The sequence below is a fragment of the Legionella parisiensis genome (assembly GCF_001467945.1).
In the GTDB taxonomy this organism is placed as follows: Bacteria; Pseudomonadota; Gammaproteobacteria; order Legionellales; family Legionellaceae; genus Legionella; species Legionella parisiensis.
The window spans coordinates 2,689,524-2,713,797 of record NZ_LNYQ01000013.1 but is presented as its reverse complement, the minus strand read 5'-3'; the positions used below and the strand labels follow the sequence as shown (position 1 = coordinate 2,713,797).

Below are 24,274 nucleotides of genomic sequence, written 5' to 3'. Positions count from 1 at the left end.
CTCTCTCAGGCAGATAAGCCCAGCATTCAACATGTTAAAGTTGACGTATCTTGTAGTTGACGCTGCGAAACTGAAATCGTTTCATCATGAGATTTCATTTTCGTAAGATAAAACGCACCATGTTCCTTTAAATTAAATTGAGAAATTAATTGGTATTTGGGCTCTTCCAACATCACTGGGTAGCTATTAATTTCTTTTTTAATTAGTTCTACTATTTTGACAAACAAGCACCCACTGAATGTTGACTCTTCATGTCCATTTATAAGGATCATGGCAAGTGCTTTCGAGCTATAATTCCCATTTAAATAACCCTCTACCTCTGCTCTTCTGGAGGCCCCCCAAAGACTTCCCCATATTTTCGCTTCATATTTTTTTAATGAAGAGCTGATTAAATTTCTAAATGATTTGTCCGTTAAACTATCGACCCAATCATAAATTGTCTGATACAACATAGTGACATCCTCATCACTGTAAGGATGTGTAAATTGTTTGGCTTTCTTATTTGCTGTACTCTTATCTTTGTCGGTAAGCTCATCACCATTGGGTATGGGATATTCTTGCAGCATGAGCGGTGTAAATCCTTCTACAACTGGAGTATCCAATGTCCTCTCTTGGGCTTCTAATGCAGGTACTGCCTCTTCCATAAGTTTATCTGTGGTCATCTGCAGCGGGGAATTTACTTCTTTAGTCTCTAATGTAGGACTTAAGTCAGATGTAGTCGGTTTATCAATAACTGTTTTCTTCTTAATAATTTTATTCATTTCTTCTAAAAATCGCTCCACCTCGGTGATTAGAAAACGACGATTATTATGTTTTACATAATCTAGATAGCGTTCGGTTATTTCTTTACACCGATCCGGGGAGTAGTATTCATTGCCTTCTAGCCATTTTTTATACATTTGTCTAAGTGCTTTTGCTACTCTTGGACCTGACTGCTTGTTTTCTTTAACAAAAAGAGCAATTTCTGCAGGGTAACCCATTTGAGTAATTTTACTGAATTGTTTCATTGAAAATATTGAGTTAGGTATTTTAGAAATCCAATGTGTATTATCTTGATTATCCAATATCATTACTGGATTTCCAGATTGAATAAAAGGACTACTGCCATCTCTATGAAGGTGTAAAACGATATCATGATCATAGAACGTATCAATTGTTCCTTTTGTATTACGCTCCATACGTTCACCCTGAATGGCTCGATGTAAGACAAACAGGGTTTCTTCTGCCCCCCACGTATGTTCTTTTTGTAGATGATTTTTATATTCATTAAGATGTTTGTCATTATCTGCTGAAAAAAATGCAACCGTTTCCTTTCTTAGGATATTGTCTAGAAGATGTGTTTTTTGAGATTGAATAGACGTTGCCGTTGGTCTTTTACCTTTTTTGAAACTTTGTTCTTTAATGGACCACTCGCGGTCAAATTCCTCTTTGACTTGAAGGAACCTTGCGTTGGCAAACTCATCCATCGCAGTTTTTATACCGCTCACTTGATATATCTCTGCTTCCGTATAATCATCATCGGTAAATGCATGATTGATGAGTTGTGCCAACTCGGTATGCTTGGGCTCAAACTGTAGCTTAAAACAATATTCTAAACCGTATTTAGCTGCAGAAAATAATGGTGTATCTTGAGGAGACATTTTAAATTCATATTTTGTATGTTCGGCAGCCAAATCTCTAGTTGCTCTTCCCAAGATAGGTTCAATAACCGTTTTAATCTCATCAGATGTAAATTCTTGCTCTACTTCCTTGGATAACAGGGTTCGCAAGCTGCCCTTATCATCTTCTTTGAGTTTTAACTTATTAAAAATATCTTCTGTCACATGAAGAGTATATTTCGTCCGTAAAAAATACATTAAAGAAATGCTGTATGCATAATACATACAATTGCCATCACCACTATTGTCTACATGAAACATAATAAGCTCCTTTTTTTATAAATCTCGATTCCTTAGAGATTTTTTGTGTCAATAGTTTTATTATTCACTTTTTTCAAAAAATATTTTTATGGCTATATCGTTAATTTAACTATTAATCCAAAGACAGACCCAATAATTAATTGAGTCACTAGTTTTAAGTTTTAGAAGAGTGTTATTTTGCAGGATGGCACAAAAGCACTGGGATTATTGTAGTCCTTTAGCTTTTATATGGCAATGATATTACTCTACTTTTATATCATTATCGAATCAGTAAGTCTTATTTAAGAGCATGATAAAAGAGAAAGCCGATTTATGTTGAATTAATTCATCTAGACTTCTGTAAACAGAGCGTTACTTGAAAATAGTTCGCTTATTAAAATTAATGACAATATATAGAGATCTCATCATGGAGTGATCTCGCTCTACTCTTATCTATGCCAGGTTGTTCCAGTTCGCACCTTGCCGCAATGACCATTAACACAACCTTTTTTAACATTTGTGTGGTGGCAGGTGCCTCCTTTACAAACAGTGGTGGATTTGTGATATCCCCAAGCAGCAAAAGAATTAGATGCAAAACTACTTACAATTAAGACTATAAAAATTTTTTTAATATTTGACATATATCACTCCTTAATGATTACGGCACCAAGTTTGTAAAATAAAAAAACATTTTGTATGATTAGTATAGTTTAGTTTGAAAGATTTTTTGGGGAGTGAGAAAAAAGAATCAAGTTGATTTTTGCTTCGCTATCTTGCTACACCTGAATGTAACAGAGCCATAAATTCATAAGGGCTTACCTGGCGTGAAAAATAAAATCCCTGTCCATACATACAACCATACTGTTTCAGTTGTTCTCTGATTTCCTGATTTTCTATCCCATCAGCTAAAACTTTTAACTCTAAAGTTTGTGCCAGCTTTATTATGGCTTCAACAATTTTAGATTTTTTCTTATCTTTAAGCATATTCAAAATGAGGGATTTTTCAATTTTAATTTCATTGATAGGAAAATTTACCAGATATGTAAAGGAAGAATAACCACTACAGAAGTCGTCTATCGATATTTTAACGCCTAATTTGCTTAATTGATTTAATACCTCAGTTGATTTTTCTTGATCAGAAAGGCAGGCACGTTCATTGAATTCTAATATTAAATACTCAGGTGCAATTTTATTTTTATTAATTAGTTTCTCTACAAAATCAGGCAACTTTCGGTCAATAACATCTTGAACAGATAAGTTGACTGAAGCAAATATTTTATACCCCTCTTGATGCCAAAGCACGAGCTGCTTTATAACATTGGTTAACATGAATGAGCTTAGTTGCTGGATTAAACTTGAACCCTCAAGAAGCGGATTAAATTTTTCCGCGTTAATTAATCCATATTTTTCATGAACAAAACGAACCTTGGCCTCCGCACCAATTATTTTACCAGTTGCCAACTCTACTGTGGGCTGATAATAGATCTTGATTTCTTGGTTTTCTATTGATTTTTTTAACGAACTCATCACAATTCGGTTTGAAGTAAAGACATCTTCCATATTCGAATTATAAATAGCGAAAGGTTCACTTTTTTTTCTTGCGTGAAAAACCGCAGTTCGAGCATGACTCACTAATGAAATGTCATTCTCTCCCGCATGGGGATATATGGCCGCGCCTGCAGTAGTACTGATGTTTATCTGAATACCATCTACAATCAAATCAAGCGCAGTTGCTTCAACAGTAGCTTCTAATAGGGTATTCAAATCAATATTTTTATTTAATCTTGGTAACAATAAAGCAAATTCATCGCCTTCTATCCGAGCGATGCTATTTATTCCCATAGTAGCTTGCAGCATAAAAGGATGAATCAACATACCTTTTAATTTTTTAACGAACTGAATTAACGCACTATTCGCATTAAAATTACCGAAATTGTTGTGAACGGCCTTAAAATCATTCAATTTTAAGATAACAACTGCTAACTCATTCGGTTTCTCAATCTTAACAATTGCTTGTTTGATTTGCTCACTAAACAAGAGTGCGTTGGGCAGCTGCGTAAAATAATCATGTTCACTTTCATATTTGAGTTTTAATTCGAGATCACCACTTTTGTATAAAAGTGCCTTGGTTTTATCTGCTACAAGGGATTCTGCTGTATTGGCCAATCCATGACAAAATGACTGTCCCCAATAAGCAAAAAGAAAAGGACTTAGGTCAAGAACCCAAATAGCAGGATTTGTTGTTTGAGCCTTAACAAAACCATTCAGATTGATAAATCCTGTTATTTGATAAGACACAATAAATGAAGCAATCAAAATACTACAAATAGAAATGCTTAATCCTATATACGCGTACTTGTTCACATACTCTTTGAAAACAACCGAGCTTTTTGCGAGTTTTTGATTTATATCCATATAAGCAAATGTGTCATTTATCTCCATACTCTAATTTTAGTACTTAATTGCCAATTTTTTTAATCAAAAGCACAATGACTTGTCCCTCTTTTTCTGAGCAATTAAATCATCCAAAATGAAGTAAAATTGCTTCAATTGATCACCCCCAAGGCACAGTGGAATGAGTTGCCTGACTACGCTGAAGAAGTTGATAACCGCTTCGTTAAAACAATACAAGACTAAAGTTATCAGAACAAAGTCGGCATAAGCGATATCGGGCGTAATCCAAGTGTATGGTGTACCATTTTGAATTGCGCCCTATTTCTTCGTAGAGTATGTCAAACTTCTACGGCTTCGGGCCAAACACCACACTGAACTTCGCCAATATGTTTTTTTTGCAACAACAGCATCACTAAACGTGATTGACCAATACCACCGCCAATTGTTTGAGGTAAAGAACCAGAAATTAACTTCTGGTGCCAATCAAAATCCAAGCGATGCTGACAACCTGTTAATGCCAATTGATATTTTAATGTCGCTTCGTTGACTCTAATTCCCATAGAAGAAATCTCAAAAACATCTGCAAGTACTGGATTCCAAACTAAAATATCACCGTTTAATCCAGTTAATCCTACTTCGTTCACTGAACTCCAATCATCATAATCAGGAGCACGTAAATCATGAGGTCTTCCATCAGCTAACGAACCGCCAATCCCAATTAAAAAAACCGCTCCATATTTTTTAGTGATTGCACGCTCTCGTTCTTTAGGCGATAGATGAGGATATAAAGCACGTAATTCTTCGGTGTAAGTAAAATGAATATATTGAGGGAGGAAGGGGGTCAAACCATAAAGATCGCTGGTGGTATGTTCTGTTTTTTTTATTGCGTCATAGAGTTCAATAACCGTTTTTTTTAAATAGCTTAAACAGCGATCTTTACGGTCTATGACACGCTCCCAATCCCATTGATCTACAAAAACTGAATGCGTTGCACTTAATACCTCTTCATCGGGTCTTAAAGCGCTCATATGAGTGTAAATGCCTTCCCCTGCTTGAAAAGCAAATTCTCCAAGTAATTTTCTTTTCCATTTGGCCAATGAATGAACAATTTCAAAAGAATGCCCGGGAATAGCCTTGACCTTTACAGATACAGCTTGTTCTGTCCCAGACAAGTTATCCTGCACACCATCCCCAACACGCGCCAATAACGGCCCCTGCACTTCAATAAGACCCAGTTTTTGCTCCAACTCACGGGAAAAGAACCCTTTAACAAAACTTATTTGCCTTTGCTTTTCAATAAATGCCTGTTTCATCACAATACCTCAAAAATAAAATGAACTTAACATTATATTGAATATTTAGTTTATTTTTATGATCAATTTAAAATAAACATATATAAAGTAAACAATATCCATTAAAATAGACATTTATTTAAATAAATTTTAAAAAACAACCATGAAAGACCTTGAAAATTATTTAATCGATAATCTTGACCGAAAAATACTGAGCGCATTAATTAAAAATGCACGTACTGCTTATGCAGAACTCGCTAAAAGTTGTGCCGTAAGCCCTGCTACGATTCATGTACGTGTAGAAAAAATGCGGCAAGCTGGTATTATTGAAGGGGTGCATGTACACATTAATCCCAAACGTTTAGGGTACGATGTCTGTTGTTTCATTGGCATTACTTTGAATCACGCAAAAGATTATCAAGCGGTCCTAAAAAAACTGGAAGATTTAGAAGAAGTCATCGAGGCTTATTACACTATTGGCCATCATTTTAATATTTTTATCAAAGTAATCTGCCAATCCATAGATACGTTGCAGCAGTTATTGGTGAATAAAATTCAACTTATCGATGGAATTCAATCAACAGAGACACTGATTTCACTGCAAAATCCCATCATGCGCTCAGTAGTTCCTTAATTCGGATGTGACTCATCTCATTTATAACGATTCAATGGCTAAAGAAGTATTCAATAAACGAGCAGGGATAAAGCTGTTGAGATCAACTGTGTTTTATACTCAGGTCGCTTTCTTCTTTAACAGTCCCTATTTTTGGGGGCTCTTTCTCTCTGGGGGAGAGCAATTCATTACTTGGTGGAAGAGCAGTTTCTTGAGGTATTGTTTTTTGCGTTGATTTAGGGCTTCCCATTTGGAGCAAATCTGGCTCGGCTTCTGATTTCTTTTGGGGATTAATTTCATCAAGAGCTTTAGAAAATTTATTCATAAAAATAGAAAAGCCACTCTCTACAGCATGTACGTATTTTTCTTTCAAACTGCCCTTCTCTTCGAAGCCTTTTATAAACGCTGTTATCCCATCTCCTGCTGCACCGATATAAGCTTTAGTCATATCAAATAACTTTGATGGCAAACTTTTTGACGAATTATCAAGTATTTGGTTTATATTTTTGGTGATATTAACCGTATCCTTTCCTAATTGTTCTACTGTCTCTCTCTTTAATTTTTTTTCATCTCCCAGAACAAAACGATGCAGGAGTGACAAGCCTGAACTTTGTAGCGACGTACCCGCATTGCTTAATTGTAATATTTCTAAAGAACTAACTGTTTTTGAAAGTTTTTCACCTTCACTTTTATTTAAATCTTCTTCAAGTTCGTTTAAATATTTGGCTTCCTCGTCAATAATTGCTTTTCGTGCTTGTTTTATGGGGTCATCAGGATCATTTTCAAGCTCCCGTGCTACCTTTTCATGTTCTGCTCGAAGATCGGATATAATTTGCTTACCTCTATCCTTCTCACTCAACATACTTGTAACAAGTGATTTATTATATCCTCCCATACCTTGCTCGAAGCTCCCTGTTACCATTTTGCTTACCGTATCAAAAAAACCCTTACCTTCATTAAACCCCTGTAAAGCACCTTGACACATTCCAATCGTCCCGTGCATACAAGCCTTCGCAAAACCTTTTATTTTTTCCGTTAAAGGCTTTGAATCATCAAAAGCGAAGCTAGTGGCCAAATTCCATGCGACTCTCACTGAATTTATACCCACTTCCTTTAGGGCTTTTGGATCAACTCGTTGTTCATGACTGAGATCGGATGTCATAATCACAGCATTACTCAGCAATTGTGCTGTCGTAGTTTTTTTACTCAGATCTTGAAGCGATTTATAGATTTCATCGAGGTTATTTCCCTTATTAGGAGGAGCTGCCTCAGCTAAAGCTTTATCCAACCGATCAAGCTCGCCACTTACAGCCTGTATAACATCCTTTTGTGCCTCACGGTATTGAGGAGGCATTGTAGTTTTCTGCCATTCTGCAAGATTTTGACGTATGCCTTCCATTAAAGCTTGGGAGTCCACATATTTACGTCGTTGAATCTCCTCTCTACTAAGCGCCATAATGTGTCTTTTCCATTCTCTGTTACATACAGAAAGTATAGCTTAAGAACGCAATGTGTTCAGAATAAGAGCACATCAAAGTACAGTATGAATCAAAATGCTTTGTTCTTTATGCAAGCTCGATTGAATGGGATGCCGTGCACAAGGATCGAAAAACAAAAAACACACTTTCTATTCTCTAATTGAACACACACCATAATATATTATTTCTTATTAAATTTAGTTAAGTATTTCTTAAGGTCGCACTGTTAAAATAAAAAACACTTTGTTTATGTGATAAAAAATGAAACAGGCGCTGACTGGTATATTAACAATACTCCTATTGCCATTTACTGCTGCTGCAAGTGTTGTGATAGTCGCATTGTTACTGGCTATGCTTGCCCTGCTTTCTCCTGTTCTTGTTATCGGCGGTGCTTTATGGTCTGCTGGAAAGTTGTCTGAAAAATTCACAAATTGGCTATATCACCCTAAAAACATGACCTCAAATGATGGGAATGGCCCTGTAATTACCTCATTATCAATGACAGGCATACTTTTCTTTTTGCTCATTGCACCAATTGCTGTGGGTTCTGCAGCAACCGCTGGCATAGTTTCTGTATTATTTATACCAGCTATGTCGGTAACAAGTGCTTATAAAATTGCTGATGCAACAATAAATTATCTCTATACTGCACTCGGTTTAAATAAAGAAGGGTTTAGAATAAAACATAGCTATAGCATATTACCGCGAGACTCAGATGAGCTCCAACAAGACTCTGAGGATGTCTTGAATTTTGATCCTTTATTTCAACCAAATACGTCCACCATTGATAATGTGACAAAAAGAAAGGCTTTGAAAGCAGAAAAAGAAATAAACTCTCCGTCAGAGACAGAGATAAGGATTAGTTCTCTTAGCTACTCAACATCTTCAGATGAGACATAACTGTCTCAAAATGTTATTCTACCCAGTTTATTTTCTTGGCAGAAAACAATCTGACATGGATAATGAGCAATGAACCAATTTAAATTTCTAAAAACAATTCATTTTGAATATCAATTAAAACTATACAGATTAATGACCGCATCCATCCAAAAGCAAATCGCAGAACTCGAATCGAAGAAAAATATTAATGAACTCACAATAGATGAAATACGAACCCTAGAATTTTATAAACAAAGCCTGCAGAATCTAGTTGAATTAACCTTCCTGCAAATTTACGCCAAACTTGAAGAAGCTTTGTATTATGAATGTGACAAACTGTTAATTAAGAAAAATGCAAGCATATTACGATTTGAAGCTGCTCTGATCGAACAAGGATACACTCTTGATAACACACGTTGGAAAATGCTAGTCAATATTTCTAAAATTCGTAATTGCCTCTTACATGGAAATGGAAGATTAGATTCAGATCGATATGGAGTGGACACAAAAGAAACCATTTACTGCCTTAACTCGGATGCAAATATCCCTATGATTGAAATAATTCATTTAAAAGATCATCAAGAAGGGGTTTCTAAAATGAAACTCAATGAGGCATTTCTCCACTATTGCCTTATTGAAATAAAAGACTTTATCCAGTCACAAAAATAGAGGCTCTCTCTAATTAATTAACGTACGCCTAAATACAACTCAAATAGTGTAATGAGTTCCTATCCAGGATTTATTTTATTTTGAGCACAAATAAATCAATTTGATCAAAATATATTATCATACTACAATAAAATTGCATTTTAACGACAGGAGGTCATTATGCATCAAACAATGAAGCTAGTGGGGATCGCTGCAACTCTATTGGGTCTAGGTGGATGTACCACAACAACTGGGAACTCCCCCGGATACCGCGCTAATTATGTCTATTCTTCTGGTTATACTCCTCCAGGATATACAACCAATTATTATAGGGTAGGTAGTTATGGGGCTGGCTGGCATGATGGCTATTATGGTGGAAACTCATATGCTCATCCTAGCCACTCCAGAACAAGAGGATATTACTCCAACAATAATACCTACATTGGATATGGTAATAACAAATATTATAAAAGCAACGTAACATATCATAAGGGCCAGGTACATTATCAAAAAAGATATAGAAACGGTCAGATAAACTATCAAAATAGCCAAGTAAATTATGGTCAACCGAACTATCAAACAAAATATAGAAAAAATCTGATAAATTATCAAAATAGCCAGGCTGGTTATCAATAAGATGATCATCCCGATTAACTAAAAAAGTAGATACAAAGTTGGCGCTTGGCTAGCATAACTGTCAAGCTAAGAGTATTTAGTATTTTATTCGCAAGTAACTCTGTCATCCCGCGTTGGCACGGTACTCCATCATGGATGGATTCCTGCCTGCGCAGGAATGACAACATCCGCTATGGGCTTTTGCACAGTCATCAGAATAATTCGTTCCATAACTCATAACAGATGTCCAGGCTCTGAACTATATTGAATCGTGCGGCAACATTAACTTATGCACCACTCATGCTATTACCGACATGACAAAATCCAGCATTGATCCCCATTCACATCATGCTTTAGTATCTTCTGTAATGCCCATTGTGTCTGGACTCCCCCAAAAAACCAACATGGCATCACCAATGAATTTATCAACGGTTTACCCATATTTCAAAGCAATCTTTGACCTTTCAGTGAGATATTCATTTAATAAAACAGTAATCTCCTCGGCTGTAATTGTTCTGCAATGGAAGTAAAGACTTTATATTAGAAAAGAAATAGTCAACTTGCGGCGCCAGGTATGAACCGTAACCTGGGTATGTCCAAACTTTTGATATAGAAGCAGAAAACTATTATTTTCTTCAAGTTATTTTTGTTTAATAAAACAAGCACTTACAAATAGGCCCCATATTCATCTTCCTGAATATGGGTTTAGGTGCTCTATTTTCGATATCTTATTAGCTTGGATTTATTTTTATCTCATTAAGACCATCATGAACAGGAACAATTTTTGGTTCTCCTGAGGTTTTGGGAGCATAGATGCTTCGAGACAGTAATGGCGATTTGATTGGTTTAGCCGATAACGCCAACTTGGATGCTGCTTCTTTATCAAGTAGGATTGTTACGTTTTTATGATCATATAAGGCTGTAGCCGGAATATCTTGATTAGGTGCAGAAGCCAGATTAACAGCCGCAATAATATCTGCCTTAGCGACGCCTGAGGCAAGCAAATAACACTCTTTACTGTATTGTAAAATCGTTCCAATTCCCATTGTTATTGCATGGGTTGGTACCTCATCTTTTGAATTAAAAAATCGTTTATTCGCTTCGCGAGTCTTATCATCTAACTGTATTAATCGTGTCTTAGAATCAAATGAGGAGCCCGGTTCATTAAAACCAATATGACCATTCACACCTAAACCTAAAATTTGAATATCTATTCCACCAACTTCTTGAATTTTTTCTTCATATTCTTTCGCATGCTGCTCAATTGATTGCAGTGGAACAGTTCCATCAAGCATATGAATATTCTCTTGTTTGATATTTACGTGATCAAAAAAATGATGATGCATATAGTGATGATAAGATTGAATATGTGTTGGTTCCAACCCTAAATACTCATCTAAATTAAACGTGATGACCAATGAAAAATCCAGGTTTTCCTCTTTATGCAGACGAACTAATTCTTTGTATAAAGGTTCAGGAGTGCTGCCTGTTGCCAATCCCAGAACGGTAGGTATCTCTTTCTTATTATTTTCCATGATTTTCATTTGAATAGCTCGAGCAGCTTTACTTGCCATGCCTTCAGATGTTTCCCTAACAAAAATGCGGCTAAACATAAATATTTTCTCCGAGAAATCGAGGTGTTATATCCGATATAAATAAGAGTTAAGAATAAAGCGATTAATATGTATTGAAAAGGTAATATTAAACACTCCATTCATCTCATTCCCATATTTTGTTACAATAACCTGGTGCAGGATGCCAATAAAATCATAAAAAGTTGATTTATCGACGCGCGATTTTAGCCAATTTAGCAACGAAACTCTAGGGCATTTCCTGTGGGGGTCCCGCTCTAAAATATATATATAGGGCTCTGACCGAAAATAGATTAAGCTCCCAGCAATTGTTTGAGGAACTCATCCCTACGAGGATATTAAATGCTAATTAAAAATATTTATGTTTATAACGATGCAGGGATTAAAGAATTAAAACACGTACAAATTACCGAAGATGGGGCAAGGATAATTTTCAATATTGATGACACATTATCATCTCTTCAAGAGGAAAAAATAATTGATTCCAAAGGCTGCTATTTCTTCATGCCTGGAATGTTAGATTCCCATGTTCATGGCCAAGGTGGTATTGATTTCGCTGATTTAGGCGATGAAATGAGTGATGCAGGATTAGAGCGTATTGTCACAGCACTAGGAGAAACAGGACTTTCTTATGCATTAGCAACTCTAGTATCCATGCCTATCCCTGCCTTAAAAATATCACTGATAAAAATTAATGATTTTATTCGGAAACAAGAACTAAATCCTACTCAGGGGCGCACCCGGATTCTTGGCGTACATTTAGAAGGTCCCTTTATCTCAGAAAGTTGCAAAGGTGCCCATGCTAAAGAGGCGCTACAAAATAGTATCTGTATAAAAAAGTTTAGGGATATTATTGACGTAGCGCCTCATATTAAACACTGGAAAATAACCATTGCACCTGATTTGTTGGGTGCAGAAGATTTCATTAAACAGACAAAGACACTTGAACAGGAAGGTATTTTTGTAAAAGTGTTCATTGGTCACTGCAATCCAGATGATAAGGAGATCATCAGCCGCGCTATTGCGGCAGGCGCTTGTGGATTTACTCATCTGGGTAATGGTTGTCAAGAATCGTGTAGCAGAGAAATACGACCCCTTAATTTCAGTGACGCAAAAAGTCATGTAGTACAATGGATACTCGAAAATCCTGAGTATTGTCCGCCTGGTGTGGAGCTTATTACTGATGGTGTCCATTTATCCCCCTCATTTATTTCACTCATCCAGAGTACGATTAAAAACAAAATTATTCTTGTAACCGATGCCTTAGGCCCCACAGGTTGTAAAGATGGAACCTATAAATTAGGAGGTTTGGATATACGTAAAGAGAAAAATAGTTTCTATTTGGCAGATAGTAGCGGTAATTTTCTTATGAAAGAGGGCAGGCAGCCCTCTGGAGAAAAAGGACTTGTAAAAACACTTGCAGGCAGCGCAGCCTCATTATCTTTTTGCGCACAAAAATATTTTGAATCTATGCTTGATGAATCTTTAGAAAAGCGTATGGATTATATGTATACAGCACTCATCACTAACCCCAGAATGACTTCCTTGTCTAAGGAGACCATACAAAATTTACCTGATAACAAAAATTTCTCTATTTTTAATAATAACGGTCAACTTATTTTAAGCTCATGTCATGGTAAGGTAATTGAGCATCAGCGATTAAACTGGCCAATATCAGGCATCATCAATTATGGATTTTTGGCAAGATCCTCCAAGGTTGAAGATAACAGCACTCCCGAACTGGAAAGAAGCTCTTACACCTGTAATTGAGGCCTGTAAACAAGTCACTACATTGTGTCAAAATTCTAAAATAAAAGATTATTCGTATTTACGTACTGGAGAAAAATTGCTAACCCAAGAAATGTCTTGGGTTAGCCTCATTCTACACTAGGTCTGTAAAAGCCCGCTTTCAGAACCACCAACACTAAAAGTAACCGCTGAGACAGCACCGGGGATAGAAGAAATACTTGGTAAAAAGAGAGACCAGGTAATTCCGTTATCCAAACTTTGGTAGGTCAAAGGAAGTGTATTGCCCATAAGATCATAATACCCTACAGCGGAACATATATTATTTTTACATGAAACCCCGGTTAACTGGGCATTCCCGAATCCGGCAGGAATCCCACTTATGGGAGGGAATATAGCTTCTGACCAAGTCACTCCATTGTTTGCACTGAAATAGCTCACAGGTAATTGTCGGCCTGTACCTGTTCTGTAATATCCCACGGCAGAGCAACGAACTCCTGAACAACTCACGCTATTTGGAAACGCTCCGTTATTTCCAGGAGGCAAGGCATTTATTGAAAGAAATCTTACTAAAGACCAAGTAACTCCACCATTTGAACTGGTATAACTTAGAGGTAAGTTTACGTTAGTATTTGCTGGGTCAGGAGTTTCACCTACAGCACTGCAATTAGTTCCAACACAACTTACACTCATCAACTTCGCACCACTTACATAACCAACTGGAAAATTAGCAATACTTGGTATAATTGCTTCGGACCATGTAACACCATTATTAGCACTAAAATAACTTACAGGTTGTCGATCATTTGAAGCGTCATTATAAAAACCAACAGCGGAACAATTTGTTCCTGCACAACTAACAGAGCCGAGTCTAGCTCCTTGATTTCCAGGTGGGAGACCTGCGGTTGAAAGAAAATTAGGCTGAGACCAAGTGACTCCATTATTAGAGCTGGAATAGGTAAGCGGATAACGATTTCCAGAAACACTCTCTCCCCATGCTCCTACACTCGCACACTTGTTATCCACACAACTCACGGAAACAAGGAAAACTTCATTACTTGTTGCAAGAGGGCCGGTGCGTAAGAATAGGCTAGGCGCAGACCAGCTCGCCCCTCTATCCGAGCTTGAATATGAAAAAGGTATCGTCTGGTCTACATCTCCGAAAACCGCACCAATGGCAGTACAGAGATTTCCATTGCACGCAACACTAATAAGCGCTGTTTGATTACCAGGAAGCCCAACAGTAGGCGGTAATACTGGTGTAGGCCAGGTGGCACCATTATTGTTACTTGTATAAACGAGCGGGTGTCCTGCACTAGAAGTTCCATACCCCCCCACGGCAACAGAAATTTGGGTTTCAGGTGGCGCATTGGTTACATTTACGTTTAACGAATTAGCAAGTGTAGGTCCGGCACAGGTTTTACCTCCGGGAAAACAAGCAAATAAATGATGGTGTGGATCAGGATCATCACGATTAACCGCTCCGGATATTTTCAATTTTAAAGTACAACTTTGATTAATAGAGCCATTTGGTCCTAAATTAAAAAAAAGAGGACAAACAGTCGGGTCTGTTGGCTCGAGTACTTGAGTTACATTGGGCGGAAACCATTTAATAAAATTATTAAACCGCATTGATAAGGTGTTATTTGTCACCGTATATGCAGCATTCACACTTGCCCCCACAGGAACAGTGGAAGGTAAGTTACCTTGGGGAGTAATGTTAAATGGTAAGGCAAAACTGGTCATCGAAGCGACAACCCAAAAAAAACTAACCGCACATACATGATATTTATATTTCATTATTCATCCTTAAAAATAAGCTACTCAAAAGGCACATCTTTTAATTCAAGTACAGATGCCTAAGGCTCAAGACAATATCATTGAGTAAGAAAATGGATTAAATCACTTGAATGAGGATTTAGATCACACTCAAAATGCCAATCATGTCCCTAGAATTTTAAGCATCCGAAATAAATTTTGTACTTTTTTGGAGAACTCCATAAAACCTTGCTAAGTTTTATATCCCTTTAAACCACAAAAGTGATTTGCCCCAATACTTCATTAGTATATAAATGAGATTGTGATAAATTATTAAATGTTGGTACTCCGTCGATCGCAGCATTTCCAAGCTCTACTTTACCAAAGTCAGAAAATCGATAGCCTATTCCTACACGGATATGATTTGTTACTTCATAATCTACACCCGCCCCTACTCTATAAGAGAAAGAGGTACGCGTCTCATCCTTAAACTCATTACTGAATGTACTAAATTGCGGTACAATATTGACGCTGTAATCTTTTGCATTATTCGAACTAACCCCGATACCTCCTGAAATGTACGGATGAATAGTCAGCGATTGATACATCAAGTTATATAAGAGTTTATTTTCAAATAATACTTGGTGCGCCTGTATATCATATTTATATGAAAATGAATCAAATATTAATACATCCGACGCGCCTTGTGTCACAACGCCGTGGGTATTAAACTCCATGGGCTGGTAATAACTAAATCCTGTTTGCAAAAACCAACTCGGATTTAATAGAATTTCTATTCCAAGCGAAACACCGTATATAAATTTAGATTGATCCGTATTGTCGGCATCATACCTAAAAAACTCGTCTTGAACGGGATCGTCAATAGAAATAAATTGCGATTTACCTGCATCATCAGTAAATGCGGCACCTAATGATACTGTTGCAAAAGGACGCCAACTCATTGAAAACCAATCCACTTTTTTTTCAATCTGATCTTTCCAAACGGCGGGCGTTTTTACTGCTGGCGACGCAGCTGCAATACTTGGTTGAACACTAATTGAGGTCAATCCCAAAATAGCTAATGCAAATCCATACTTACTCTTAAACAATTTCTTCATCCTTAAAAAATAACCACACGAAAAAAAGTGCTTTAAGCATACTTCTTCTGATAAAAACAACAGCGAATTAATTTAACAAAGATCGCGAAAAAATTATAGGGTTATCCAGAATAAATAAATCGCTTATTAATTAATAAGTTAACCAACAATCAGGTCTCATTATGCCCGCAAAGATAATGGCTTCCGTTATTTTGTGTGATATATACTACGATCAACAGTGGAAAACACTGGCCGTCAGACGTAATAGTCTGTTGAACCATCATCCCACCTGGACTGTTGATTTCAAATACATAATACACATAATGCCAGCAACAAATGCGGTAATGCAGCATAAAACAATAGGGGTAATAATTGACACAACAATCAGAAAACCACCAACAAAGCAAATAATAGCATCACCTAGGGTACGTAAGCTTAATTGCGCACCCATGACTTCCCCCTGAATTGCGGTATGAGACATATTTGAGATATGAATCGTCATAGTCGTTGTAACTGTTGTGATACTAAATCCGATAAGTGTGAAAAATAAAAATAAGGTTGATGGGTATTGAAAGGCAACCATCGCAGCAAAAATCAGAGCAGTGGTCATCATGGCCAAGATTATCATTCTATGAATGGGCATGTGTTTTGAAAGATGATGTGGAAGCCATACTGCGCCTAAGGCAAGGGCAGCTGACAATGCCGCGTTATAAGTCGCAATCATGCCTGGAGACATAAACCATTTTCCAGCCAGATAAACCGGGCCAAATTCATAAAACATATCCACTGCGAAGGTAAATAGCGTGCTGATAATGAGCAAATGGATTAAATGAGGATGATTTTGAAATAACAGTTTGAATTGTCGAATAATATTGAGTTGGCCCAATATGGATTTTTTTTCAGGATTGGATAGAGATTTATGTTCTGGTAATTTCCACCAGGCAAGACCCAACGTAATAATTGAAGCGAATGCCGCAAAAGTAAAAGGGAAGGACCATGAAAACCAGGGAATGATATTTGGATTTGATAATAACCCACCAATGACAGGTCCAATAATATAGCCAATGCCTGCCATGCTGTTAATTCTACCAAAGCTTACAAACTTGTTAATTGCAGTTAATTCTGATGCTAATGCCCTGGCAACAGCAAAAGTTCCTTCCATGAATCCTGTTAAAAATCGGCTCAATAATAAGAGCCAGAAACTGTTTGTCCAAAATGCTATGACTGTCAACACATACCCCAGTATGCTTCCCGCCAAACTGATGACCAATATTTTTTTGCGTCCATATACATCAGAGTTTCTTCCTAGAATAGGAGAACCAATAAATTGTCCCAAAGGAAAAATTGCAAGGGTTAGCCCCAATAAAATACGCCTGCTCGTATCACCCCATTCTGGTGAAATAATTGGCTGATTCGTAGATTGTAAAAACAAGGGGGGAAGAATGGGGTAAGCAATAGATGAACCAATAAAACTAATTAAGACAATTAGTAAAATAATCCAGAGTTGTTTTTTTTCTTGAATTGTTTGTGTGTACATATTCATGGCCCTTGGGAGCGTAGAACGGCGAGCCGACTTTAAGAGAAAAATTTTATTAAAATGCAATCATAATGTCAATTATTTCACCAATAATTCCAACTTTTTTTACTTCTAGAGTGATTTTATTTTTGAGCTTGATAAATCTTAAGTCGATTGACCCGCCATTTTCTCCATTGGAATCCCTCGCTCAAAATTATCCATTCTCATTGCACTCATTAAACCTCATGCTTAACTTTAGTGCAAAGAGTAAACCCTTCGAGGAGCAGAGTTTACATGAAGCCAATGTGCACCGGAGAAGCGGCTACAACGCAGCATTAATGCACAAGAGGCAGGTTTATGCCAGAAGTCTCTTCTCAAGTGACGCTTTAAATTGCTCTACCCATACATTATCCACGTAATTGGGGAGTGATATATGTTCTATTGATCTCGCTGTTTCTACAAAATGCTTATATAAATAAGGACGATAATAAACAAGGTCTGGAACCTCCATCCCAATTTCTTTGGCCTTTTCATCATTAACTCGCACTCGTAATATATCTTTAAAATGAGTGTTTGCCTCAAAGTGCCGCATCTCTTCATCAGTCATCACTCCGCCTTGAAAGAGCAGCGTTTTCTTGCTTGCTGCGGATAAACGCTCAAAATAGTCTTTTTTCTTTCCTGCCAGATAGCGTTTGGCATTCACATGATGGCCGATGAGCAATGCAACTTTTGCAGAAAACCCAAGGGTATATGCTAATGTCGCACCAATCCATTCATGATGCACCACTCCTAAATCTGCCATCTTATTTTGCTTGGTATCCGAGGCAAAATGTCCTATATCATGAAATAAGCACGCGAGAATAACCTCCTGGCTATGTCCTGCTTGTTCAGCAAAGTAGGCGCTCTGTAACGCATGTTCTAATTGCGAAACAGACTCGCCAATGTAATCCATACCGTTGGAGAGATACAAACACTGAAAAGCCCTATCAATTTTTTTGTCGATATGATCCATTGTCTTCATTACATCATTTCACTAATAGGATTAGCGACATTATAAATAGCAGCACCTGCCGAGTAGTTTTTATTGGGATCTCGTTCACAGTCAGGAGGAAACTTTTCCCGTTTATCCTGGTAATAAGCCTCCCGCTTCAGACCCCCTTCAGAAAATTTGCTAAAGGTAATAAAAATTGCTCGGCGTGGCTTATTGCTGCGGTTCGCCTCCGAATAATGGGGTAGATAAGAATCAAATAAAATGATGTCTCCTGTTTTACATTCAATTGGAGTCCACTGGAGAGCCTCTGCAATTTCCTTTTTAATCGAACCATCCGCTTCCTGAGGAAGAATTACAGGCTTATTAGCCCCTCCTTTAACTACTTGTAAACAACCGTTTTCTAATGTGCACTCATCGATTGCCACCATCATGGTTATGTGAAATCGTTGGTTAAAGCTAATAAAAGCAGGAGCATCTTGATGAGGTTTAAAACCACCCCCTCCAGGAAATTTATAATTAATTTTTTCTTTGAAAATAGCAGCCCGCTCTCCCATTAATGAGGACACTAAGTTTAAGGTACGTGCGCCATTAGCTACCTCATACATCCCTTTATGATAATCAATAAAATTTTCAATGCGACACAGCTGACGTTCGCCCTGAGTATTTTTTTCAAAATATTTCATCCACTTTCCTGGTGTTTCAGGCCAAGATGTTAATTCATCACACCAGATTTGCAGATGTTCTTTCAGAGCACTAAAGAGAAAATCTCGCAAAATAACAAATCCCTGTTTTTGCCAAAAACTTCCTTGCTCTTCACTTAATTGATAATCCATGATTTCCCCTTTTAAGACGTTGATAGCAGTGTATTCTCATAAATTGAATCAGAAAGAGTCGCTAATTTACCTTCCTCCCTTTCTAACCATTTTGTTAACAACCAACCCAGCAGAAGAGTACTGGCAAGAATGGCTAAAGTCAGATAAATACCCAAGTGAACCTGGAAGATAGGCAAGAATACCGTTCCAATAAACGCACCAAATTTTCCGGATCCTGCTGCCACCCCATGTCCTGTTGCTTTAAATTCAGGATTATAAAGTTTTGCAGGCAGCAGATAGGTTGAAATTCCTGGACCAAAATTTATAAAAAAATTGAACAAGGTAAATCCGATAAAAATAATGCTGGTACTTGGGAACAGATAGCTTATGCTAAGAACGAGCAAGCCCACAAACGAAAATAGAAATCCTGTTTTCTGCAATTTAACTAAAGATACACGATTTACAAAAAAAATAACTGCAAAAGCACCTAAGGAAACAAAAATATTTACCACTAAAGTGCTTTTTAGAACTTCCGTTTGCGCACTCAGGAAATTTGCCTCACTCGAAAGATTAAATGCATGTAAAACGTAAGGAGTGAATAACCCTATTCCGTAATACGATATATCCAATAAAAACCAGCAGAAACAGAGACAAACAGTAACTTTTATCATTCTTGGCGAGAATATAAATTGATAATGAGTAAAAACAGCGCGTCTTGAACGTGGTTTTAACCGTTGATGGACTTGCCATAAAAAGCTCTCTGGCAGCTTGGCTCTAAATAACAGCCCTACAATTGCAGGAATCGCTCCTGAAGCAAATATCCATCGCCAAACGTCGAGCTGAGGATGCAGTTTAAATAAAATCCAAGCAACAACGACACCTATTGGTGAGGCAAGACAATTGATAAACATAGCAGTTGCGATAAATTGGGCACTTTTATGAGGAGGAATCATTTCAGCTAAATAGGCTGCACAAATAGGGTAATCAGCGCCGACGCCAAAACCGAGTAAAAATCGAAAAACACAAAGAGAAGTTATATTCCAGGCAAAAGCAGAACAAATAGCAATGAGCACAAAAAACACAAGGTTTATAATAAGCATGCTTTTCCTGCCTAACATGTCCGCCAAGCGACCAACAATGATTGCACCAAATACTGCACCAAGAGGTGCTGCAGCTTGCGTGAGGCCAATCATAAGTGACGATGGATGATATAAAGCATTAATAAATGGCTCGGCTACAGAAGCGATGTATAAATCATAACCATCAATGAACAAACCCAGCGCACAGACTATCCAGACATGAAGAGCCAGGGATTTATTATTATTTTCGTCCATGAAAATCTCTTTATAAGATATAAGGATACGTCGCTTATTGCGACTTTAACCACATGATTTTTAACATAATAACGATATAAAAACAAACAGATTCATCATAAATAATTCAAGAAAAAATGACGGTTCTACTAGAGTCTTTTACAATTGCTGTCTTGTGTCAAAATACTGCGATTTAGAGTACTGAAAAGGAGCATACATCAAGTATGTGAATATAGGGCGTATAAAATCGCAGCATTTTGGCCAAGAAAATAAACCTTAAACCATCGCTGAAAAAACAAAATTACAAAAGATATCTATAATTAAAAATAAATAAACTCTAAATAAAAGTTAAATGAAATGAGATAAATACTCTTTAACTCTGAAAAAAGGACAGATAAAATGTTAACAGCAGCATTTATTTTTTTAGTTATAGCGATTGTTTCAGGATACATGGGATATAAGGGCGCAGGTACTTCACTAACAAATAATGCAAAAATTATATTCTATCTTTCTTTAATTATTTTTCTCATGTTGCTCATCATCTATTTATTCTCTCCGGCCGCACCAGTGCAAAATGAAATAAAAAATCCACTTTTATAGGTAGAGAAGCTAAATAGCATGACTAAAACAACCATCCCAATCAATGGCAGCAACACTTATTTTCTTAGGCATAATGAACACATAATGAGTACTCCTCGTTTTAATCGTAGAATAAAAGGTACGAATTTTATATATGAAATCGTGCTTGTAACATAAAATGCGAATTTACAGCAGAAACAGCCACCATAAAGGATCAAAACCAGAGTTTCACAGACCTATCGCAGTGATTAACTATTACAGCGATAGCTTTTTCTTTATAGTTAAAATGCTCCATATAAATTATGCTAAAAACGCAATTACCAATGGAGAGAAAAAAATGAAAAAACAACTAGTGCAACAAATCGTTAAGGCCAAAATAGCTAAAGGCATGATGCGCTGCAAATGCTGTCGCTATTCCTAAAATCCTGTGAGCCATAGATTACTTTGCGAGAATGACTATGAAAAAACTACCCGATCTTAGACTATTACTGGAATACAAAAACCTGTTAGTTATAGAGCGTTTTAAGCAGAATTTTCCTGGTTTTTCTGATTCAGCAGAACAGCTGTTTACCGACATGCTAAAATATCTATGGCTCAGCGTAAAACATGAACATGATTTAAAAGCCAACCCAGGTAACCCGGAACTGCAATTCATTCCTGTGATGCATGAAGAAATGAGACCTATCGATAATATGTGGCATGAATTTATTCTGATTACCTTAGATTACCATGAGTTCTGCAATCACTACTTTGGTGAATATTTGCATCATGTTCCCAATATGCGGGAAAAATTGAAGTTTACCGAAGAAGATTTCACCAACCAATTGGAGTTGTTTTTGAATTACATTTACGAGCAATTAGGTGAAGAAACCTTAATCCTCTGGTTTAATGAACATGTAGAAAACAAACAGTTTTTTTTGCTTAATTCCGTTTAGTGCTGCAAGTTTTTGCACGACTCACGAATGGTTTGCACCATAACCTGTAACGCTTTAACTTGCCTTTGTTCCGGTCGGTATACTAAATAAATTTCATCGTGAAAAACAGGTGTATTCGGAACCTGGGAAAGCAATGACTGATAATGAGTACATACTACCGTGCGAGGTAAAATACCCACACCACATCCCGCCGCAGTCAAACTGGCAATTACGTCCAGATTTGAGGTAGGTAATAAACGATATTCTTTGATGTCCATTGCCTCCAAATCTTTGAGTAATTTTTGCGTTTGCAATAAATCAACATCACATAATAAGGTTAAAATCTTCTGTTCCTCCATGAAATTTTTATCTTTAAGCTGCCAAAAACCAACCTCATCATCGTAAAGCTTTTGCAGAATCAAGTCCCTATGCCTCACTGGATTAACGACAATACCAATATCAATGGAAAAATTAATAATTCCCTCGAGAATTTTACGTGATAAATCATGTTTCAGGGAAATTCTTATTTGAGGATATTGCTCAAGCAATTTGGGCATAAATAAGGGCAAATCATATTGGGCAACAGAAGGATGACAACCAAGAACAAAATCTCCTTGGATTTCATTAACACTTGCCAGACTTTGAGCACGAGCGAGTTCCCATAACTGAATCAATTGTTTGGCATGGGTATAAAATTGCCCCCCTGACTTAGTTAATTTCACCCCATTTTTTATGCGTATAAAGAGACTGGTACCAATTGCGTTTTCAAGTCGTTTGACTGCACTACTTAAAGATGGTTGACTAATCCCCAGACGTTCGGAAGCGCGTGACAAATTCAATGTTTGGCACACTTCGATAAAATAATACAAATCATTTGAAGATGGCAGCATGGTAACCATCTTAAGCAAAGCGATAAGAGTGTGTCAAGGAAGTGTTTTCAATTAAATAAATAACAGACTTTGCCAAATATATTTTGGAAAACAAAGCATAACCTTGTGAATGAAATGAATCCACTCGATCAATAACTGAGCTTTTTATTCAAATATCAATCAATCCAAGGGAAATTTTAATAAATTTGGTTTATAATTACCTGCTTTTGAATATCAGGGACCCAATATGACAAAAATATTAGCATTCGATGTATCAGAGACATTACAAACAGGTTCAAAACATGATGACAATGGCCAAGGGCAACCAATGAGTGTAGGGAATAAAGTTATCCCAGGAGCATATTCAGTAATGGTCGGAGGACAAAAAACTGCAGAGTTACTTCAGTGTGCGCAAAAAAAAGGCATCCCCATATTTTTAGTAACAAATAATAGTGCGGATTTAGATAAAGAGGTAATTCAACGTACTCTGGATTTTTTTAAACTCTATGGAGTAAATATTCCACCTGAAAATTATATGGGTCCAGAAAAAGGTACGGACGGCAGCAAGGTGCCAAGATTAGAAGCAATTGCCTTACGATTTAATGTAAATAAAGAAGAAATATATTTCTTTGATGACTCCTTCCACAATGTATCAGAAGCAAGAATCCATGGGTTTAAAGCAATTCAAGTTAAATCTCCAGAAGATTTACAAAACGGTATCACCGAAGTGCTCGAGGCGCCCTCAGCAATACAGAAAGCAGAAAAAAGCCCTTCCATTGCAGGAAGCAATTCAAGTTTCTTTACTAATGAATGGGACGAGCTTGATGTTGAATTTAAAAACTATATTTCTGAAACAACACGCAAAATTCGCGTACGATTTTTTAACAACGTACCAACCAGCGAATATTGGAGTATGATGGGAAAACAAGATAAAGACGTTATTTTCCAAGATTATCTCCATAAAAAATCAAGAACATATGACACATTAGATGCTGAATTCAGGTCTTTTTTATCAGAAGAAACTCAAAGTATTCGCCGTAATATGGCTCCCATGCGAACTACAGAGGCTTTTTGGAATCAATTAGATGAGAAAGCTAAAGATCAATACTTTCAAAAATATGAGCAAGCAATGAGCTGTACTTTATAATATAGCCTAACTTATCAAAAGCTTTCTGGAATGTTCCAGAAAGCTTATTTTGATCCCTACTTTGGCAAACAACTGTTTCGACTAGGGACTCAATGGCGGTTATTTACTACCGTACTCTCTAAC

General features: G+C 36.9%; 21 protein-coding genes. 8 read left to right on the top strand and 13 right to left on the bottom strand.

Annotation, left to right across the window (positions count from 1 at the left end; genetic code table 11):
* Positions 1-26 precede the first annotated feature (26 nt).
* The 4 genes from Lpar_RS19500 to asnA form a co-directional block, all read right to left on the bottom strand.
* Positions 27-1,919, bottom strand: a complete 1,893-nt coding sequence (locus Lpar_RS19500) for a hypothetical protein (RefSeq protein ID WP_058519147.1) — start codon at positions 1,917-1,919, stop codon at positions 27-29.
* Positions 1,920-2,347: 428 nt separating this feature from the next.
* On the bottom strand, positions 2,348-2,539 hold the full coding sequence (locus Lpar_RS18050; protein WP_058519146.1) for a hypothetical protein: 192 nt from the start codon (positions 2,537-2,539) through the stop codon (positions 2,348-2,350).
* Positions 2,540-2,666: 127 nt separating this feature from the next.
* Complete coding sequence (locus Lpar_RS18045) at positions 2,667-4,313, bottom strand: putative bifunctional diguanylate cyclase/phosphodiesterase (protein ID WP_058519145.1); 1,647 nt, start codon at positions 4,311-4,313, stop codon at positions 2,667-2,669.
* A gap of 317 nt (positions 4,314-4,630) precedes the next feature.
* The gene (asnA, locus tag Lpar_RS18040; protein ID WP_058519144.1) at positions 4,631-5,605 is read right to left on the bottom strand and encodes an aspartate--ammonia ligase; all 975 of its coding nucleotides are present in this window, start codon (positions 5,603-5,605) and stop codon (positions 4,631-4,633) included.
* Between the two features lie 142 nt (positions 5,606-5,747).
* On the opposite strand from asnA, the gene asnC reads away from it, so the two are divergent.
* Positions 5,748-6,218 carry a transcriptional regulator AsnC gene (gene asnC / locus Lpar_RS18035; protein ID WP_058519143.1) on the top strand — a complete coding sequence of 157 codons (471 nt, stop codon included), beginning with the start codon at positions 5,748-5,750 and terminating at the stop codon, positions 6,216-6,218.
* A gap of 82 nt (positions 6,219-6,300) precedes the next feature.
* On the opposite strand, the gene Lpar_RS18030 is transcribed toward asnC, so the two are convergent.
* Positions 6,301-7,653, bottom strand: coding sequence for a hypothetical protein (locus Lpar_RS18030; protein WP_058519142.1), 1,353 nt, complete (start codon positions 7,651-7,653; stop codon positions 6,301-6,303).
* Between the two features lie 283 nt (positions 7,654-7,936).
* On the opposite strand from Lpar_RS18030, the gene Lpar_RS18025 reads away from it, so the two are divergent.
* From Lpar_RS18025 to Lpar_RS18015, 3 genes are all read left to right on the top strand, one after another.
* Positions 7,937-8,575: a hypothetical protein gene (locus Lpar_RS18025; protein ID WP_058519141.1), complete on the top strand. Its 639-nt coding sequence runs from the start codon at positions 7,937-7,939 to the stop codon at positions 8,573-8,575.
* 69 nt (positions 8,576-8,644) lie between these two features.
* The gene (locus tag Lpar_RS18020; RefSeq protein ID WP_058519140.1) at positions 8,645-9,223 is read left to right on the top strand and encodes a hypothetical protein; all 579 of its coding nucleotides are present in this window, start codon (positions 8,645-8,647) and stop codon (positions 9,221-9,223) included.
* Between the two features lie 159 nt (positions 9,224-9,382).
* Positions 9,383-9,838 carry a hypothetical protein gene (locus Lpar_RS18015; RefSeq protein WP_058519139.1) on the top strand — a complete coding sequence of 152 codons (456 nt, stop codon included), beginning with the start codon at positions 9,383-9,385 and terminating at the stop codon, positions 9,836-9,838.
* Between the two features lie 710 nt (positions 9,839-10,548).
* Here Lpar_RS18015 and nagB read toward each other — a convergent pair.
* Positions 10,549-11,430, bottom strand: coding sequence for a glucosamine-6-phosphate deaminase (gene nagB / locus Lpar_RS18010; protein ID WP_058519138.1), 882 nt, complete (start codon positions 11,428-11,430; stop codon positions 10,549-10,551).
* Between the two features lie 321 nt (positions 11,431-11,751).
* Here nagB and Lpar_RS18005 point away from each other — a divergent pair, with 321 nt between their 5' ends.
* Positions 11,752-13,179: an N-acetylglucosamine-6-phosphate deacetylase gene (locus Lpar_RS18005; protein ID WP_058519137.1), complete on the top strand. Its 1,428-nt coding sequence runs from the start codon at positions 11,752-11,754 to the stop codon at positions 13,177-13,179.
* 117 nt (positions 13,180-13,296) lie between these two features.
* Here Lpar_RS18005 and Lpar_RS18000 read toward each other — a convergent pair whose 3' ends face one another.
* From Lpar_RS18000 to Lpar_RS17975, 6 genes are all read right to left on the bottom strand, one after another.
* Positions 13,297-14,955 carry a sialidase family protein gene (locus Lpar_RS18000; protein ID WP_058519136.1) on the bottom strand — a complete coding sequence of 553 codons (1,659 nt, stop codon included), beginning with the start codon at positions 14,953-14,955 and terminating at the stop codon, positions 13,297-13,299.
* A gap of 227 nt (positions 14,956-15,182) precedes the next feature.
* A complete protein-coding gene (locus tag Lpar_RS17995) occupies positions 15,183-16,031 on the bottom strand; it encodes an outer membrane beta-barrel protein (RefSeq protein WP_058519135.1) in 849 nt (282 codons plus the stop codon).
* 259 nt (positions 16,032-16,290) lie between these two features.
* Entirely contained in the window at positions 16,291-17,547 is a 1,257-nt protein-coding gene (locus Lpar_RS17990; protein ID WP_058519134.1) for an MFS transporter, read from the bottom strand.
* A gap of 334 nt (positions 17,548-17,881) precedes the next feature.
* Entirely contained in the window at positions 17,882-18,538 is a 657-nt protein-coding gene (locus Lpar_RS17985) for an HD domain-containing protein (RefSeq protein ID WP_082650419.1), read from the bottom strand.
* A gap of 8 nt (positions 18,539-18,546) precedes the next feature.
* A complete protein-coding gene (locus Lpar_RS17980) occupies positions 18,547-19,350 on the bottom strand; it encodes a phytanoyl-CoA dioxygenase family protein (RefSeq protein ID WP_058519132.1) in 804 nt (267 codons plus the stop codon).
* A gap of 11 nt (positions 19,351-19,361) precedes the next feature.
* On the bottom strand, positions 19,362-20,663 hold the full coding sequence (locus Lpar_RS17975; RefSeq protein ID WP_058519131.1) for an MFS transporter: 1,302 nt from the start codon (positions 20,661-20,663) through the stop codon (positions 19,362-19,364).
* Between the two features lie 378 nt (positions 20,664-21,041).
* Between Lpar_RS17975 and Lpar_RS17970 the strand changes: the two genes are divergently transcribed.
* Together Lpar_RS17970 and Lpar_RS17965 are read left to right on the top strand one after the other, a co-directional pair.
* Positions 21,042-21,242 carry a DUF1328 family protein gene (locus tag Lpar_RS17970; RefSeq protein ID WP_058519130.1) on the top strand — a complete coding sequence of 67 codons (201 nt, stop codon included), beginning with the start codon at positions 21,042-21,044 and terminating at the stop codon, positions 21,240-21,242.
* Between the two features lie 437 nt (positions 21,243-21,679).
* Entirely contained in the window at positions 21,680-22,156 is a 477-nt protein-coding gene (locus tag Lpar_RS17965) for a glycine-rich domain-containing protein (protein WP_058519129.1), read from the top strand.
* On the opposite strand, the gene Lpar_RS17960 is transcribed toward Lpar_RS17965, so the two are convergent.
* The gene (locus tag Lpar_RS17960; protein ID WP_058519128.1) at positions 22,153-23,025 is read right to left on the bottom strand and encodes a LysR family transcriptional regulator; all 873 of its coding nucleotides are present in this window, start codon (positions 23,023-23,025) and stop codon (positions 22,153-22,155) included. The two genes, Lpar_RS17965 and Lpar_RS17960, sit on opposite strands and share 4 nt — an antisense overlap.
* Before the next feature lie 226 nt (positions 23,026-23,251).
* Here Lpar_RS17960 and Lpar_RS17955 point away from each other — a divergent pair, with 226 nt between their 5' ends.
* Positions 23,252-24,151 (top strand): HAD family hydrolase, encoded by a 900-nt coding sequence (locus Lpar_RS17955; RefSeq protein ID WP_058519127.1) that lies wholly within the window; start codon positions 23,252-23,254, stop codon positions 24,149-24,151.
* Positions 24,152-24,274: the final 123 nt, after the last annotated feature.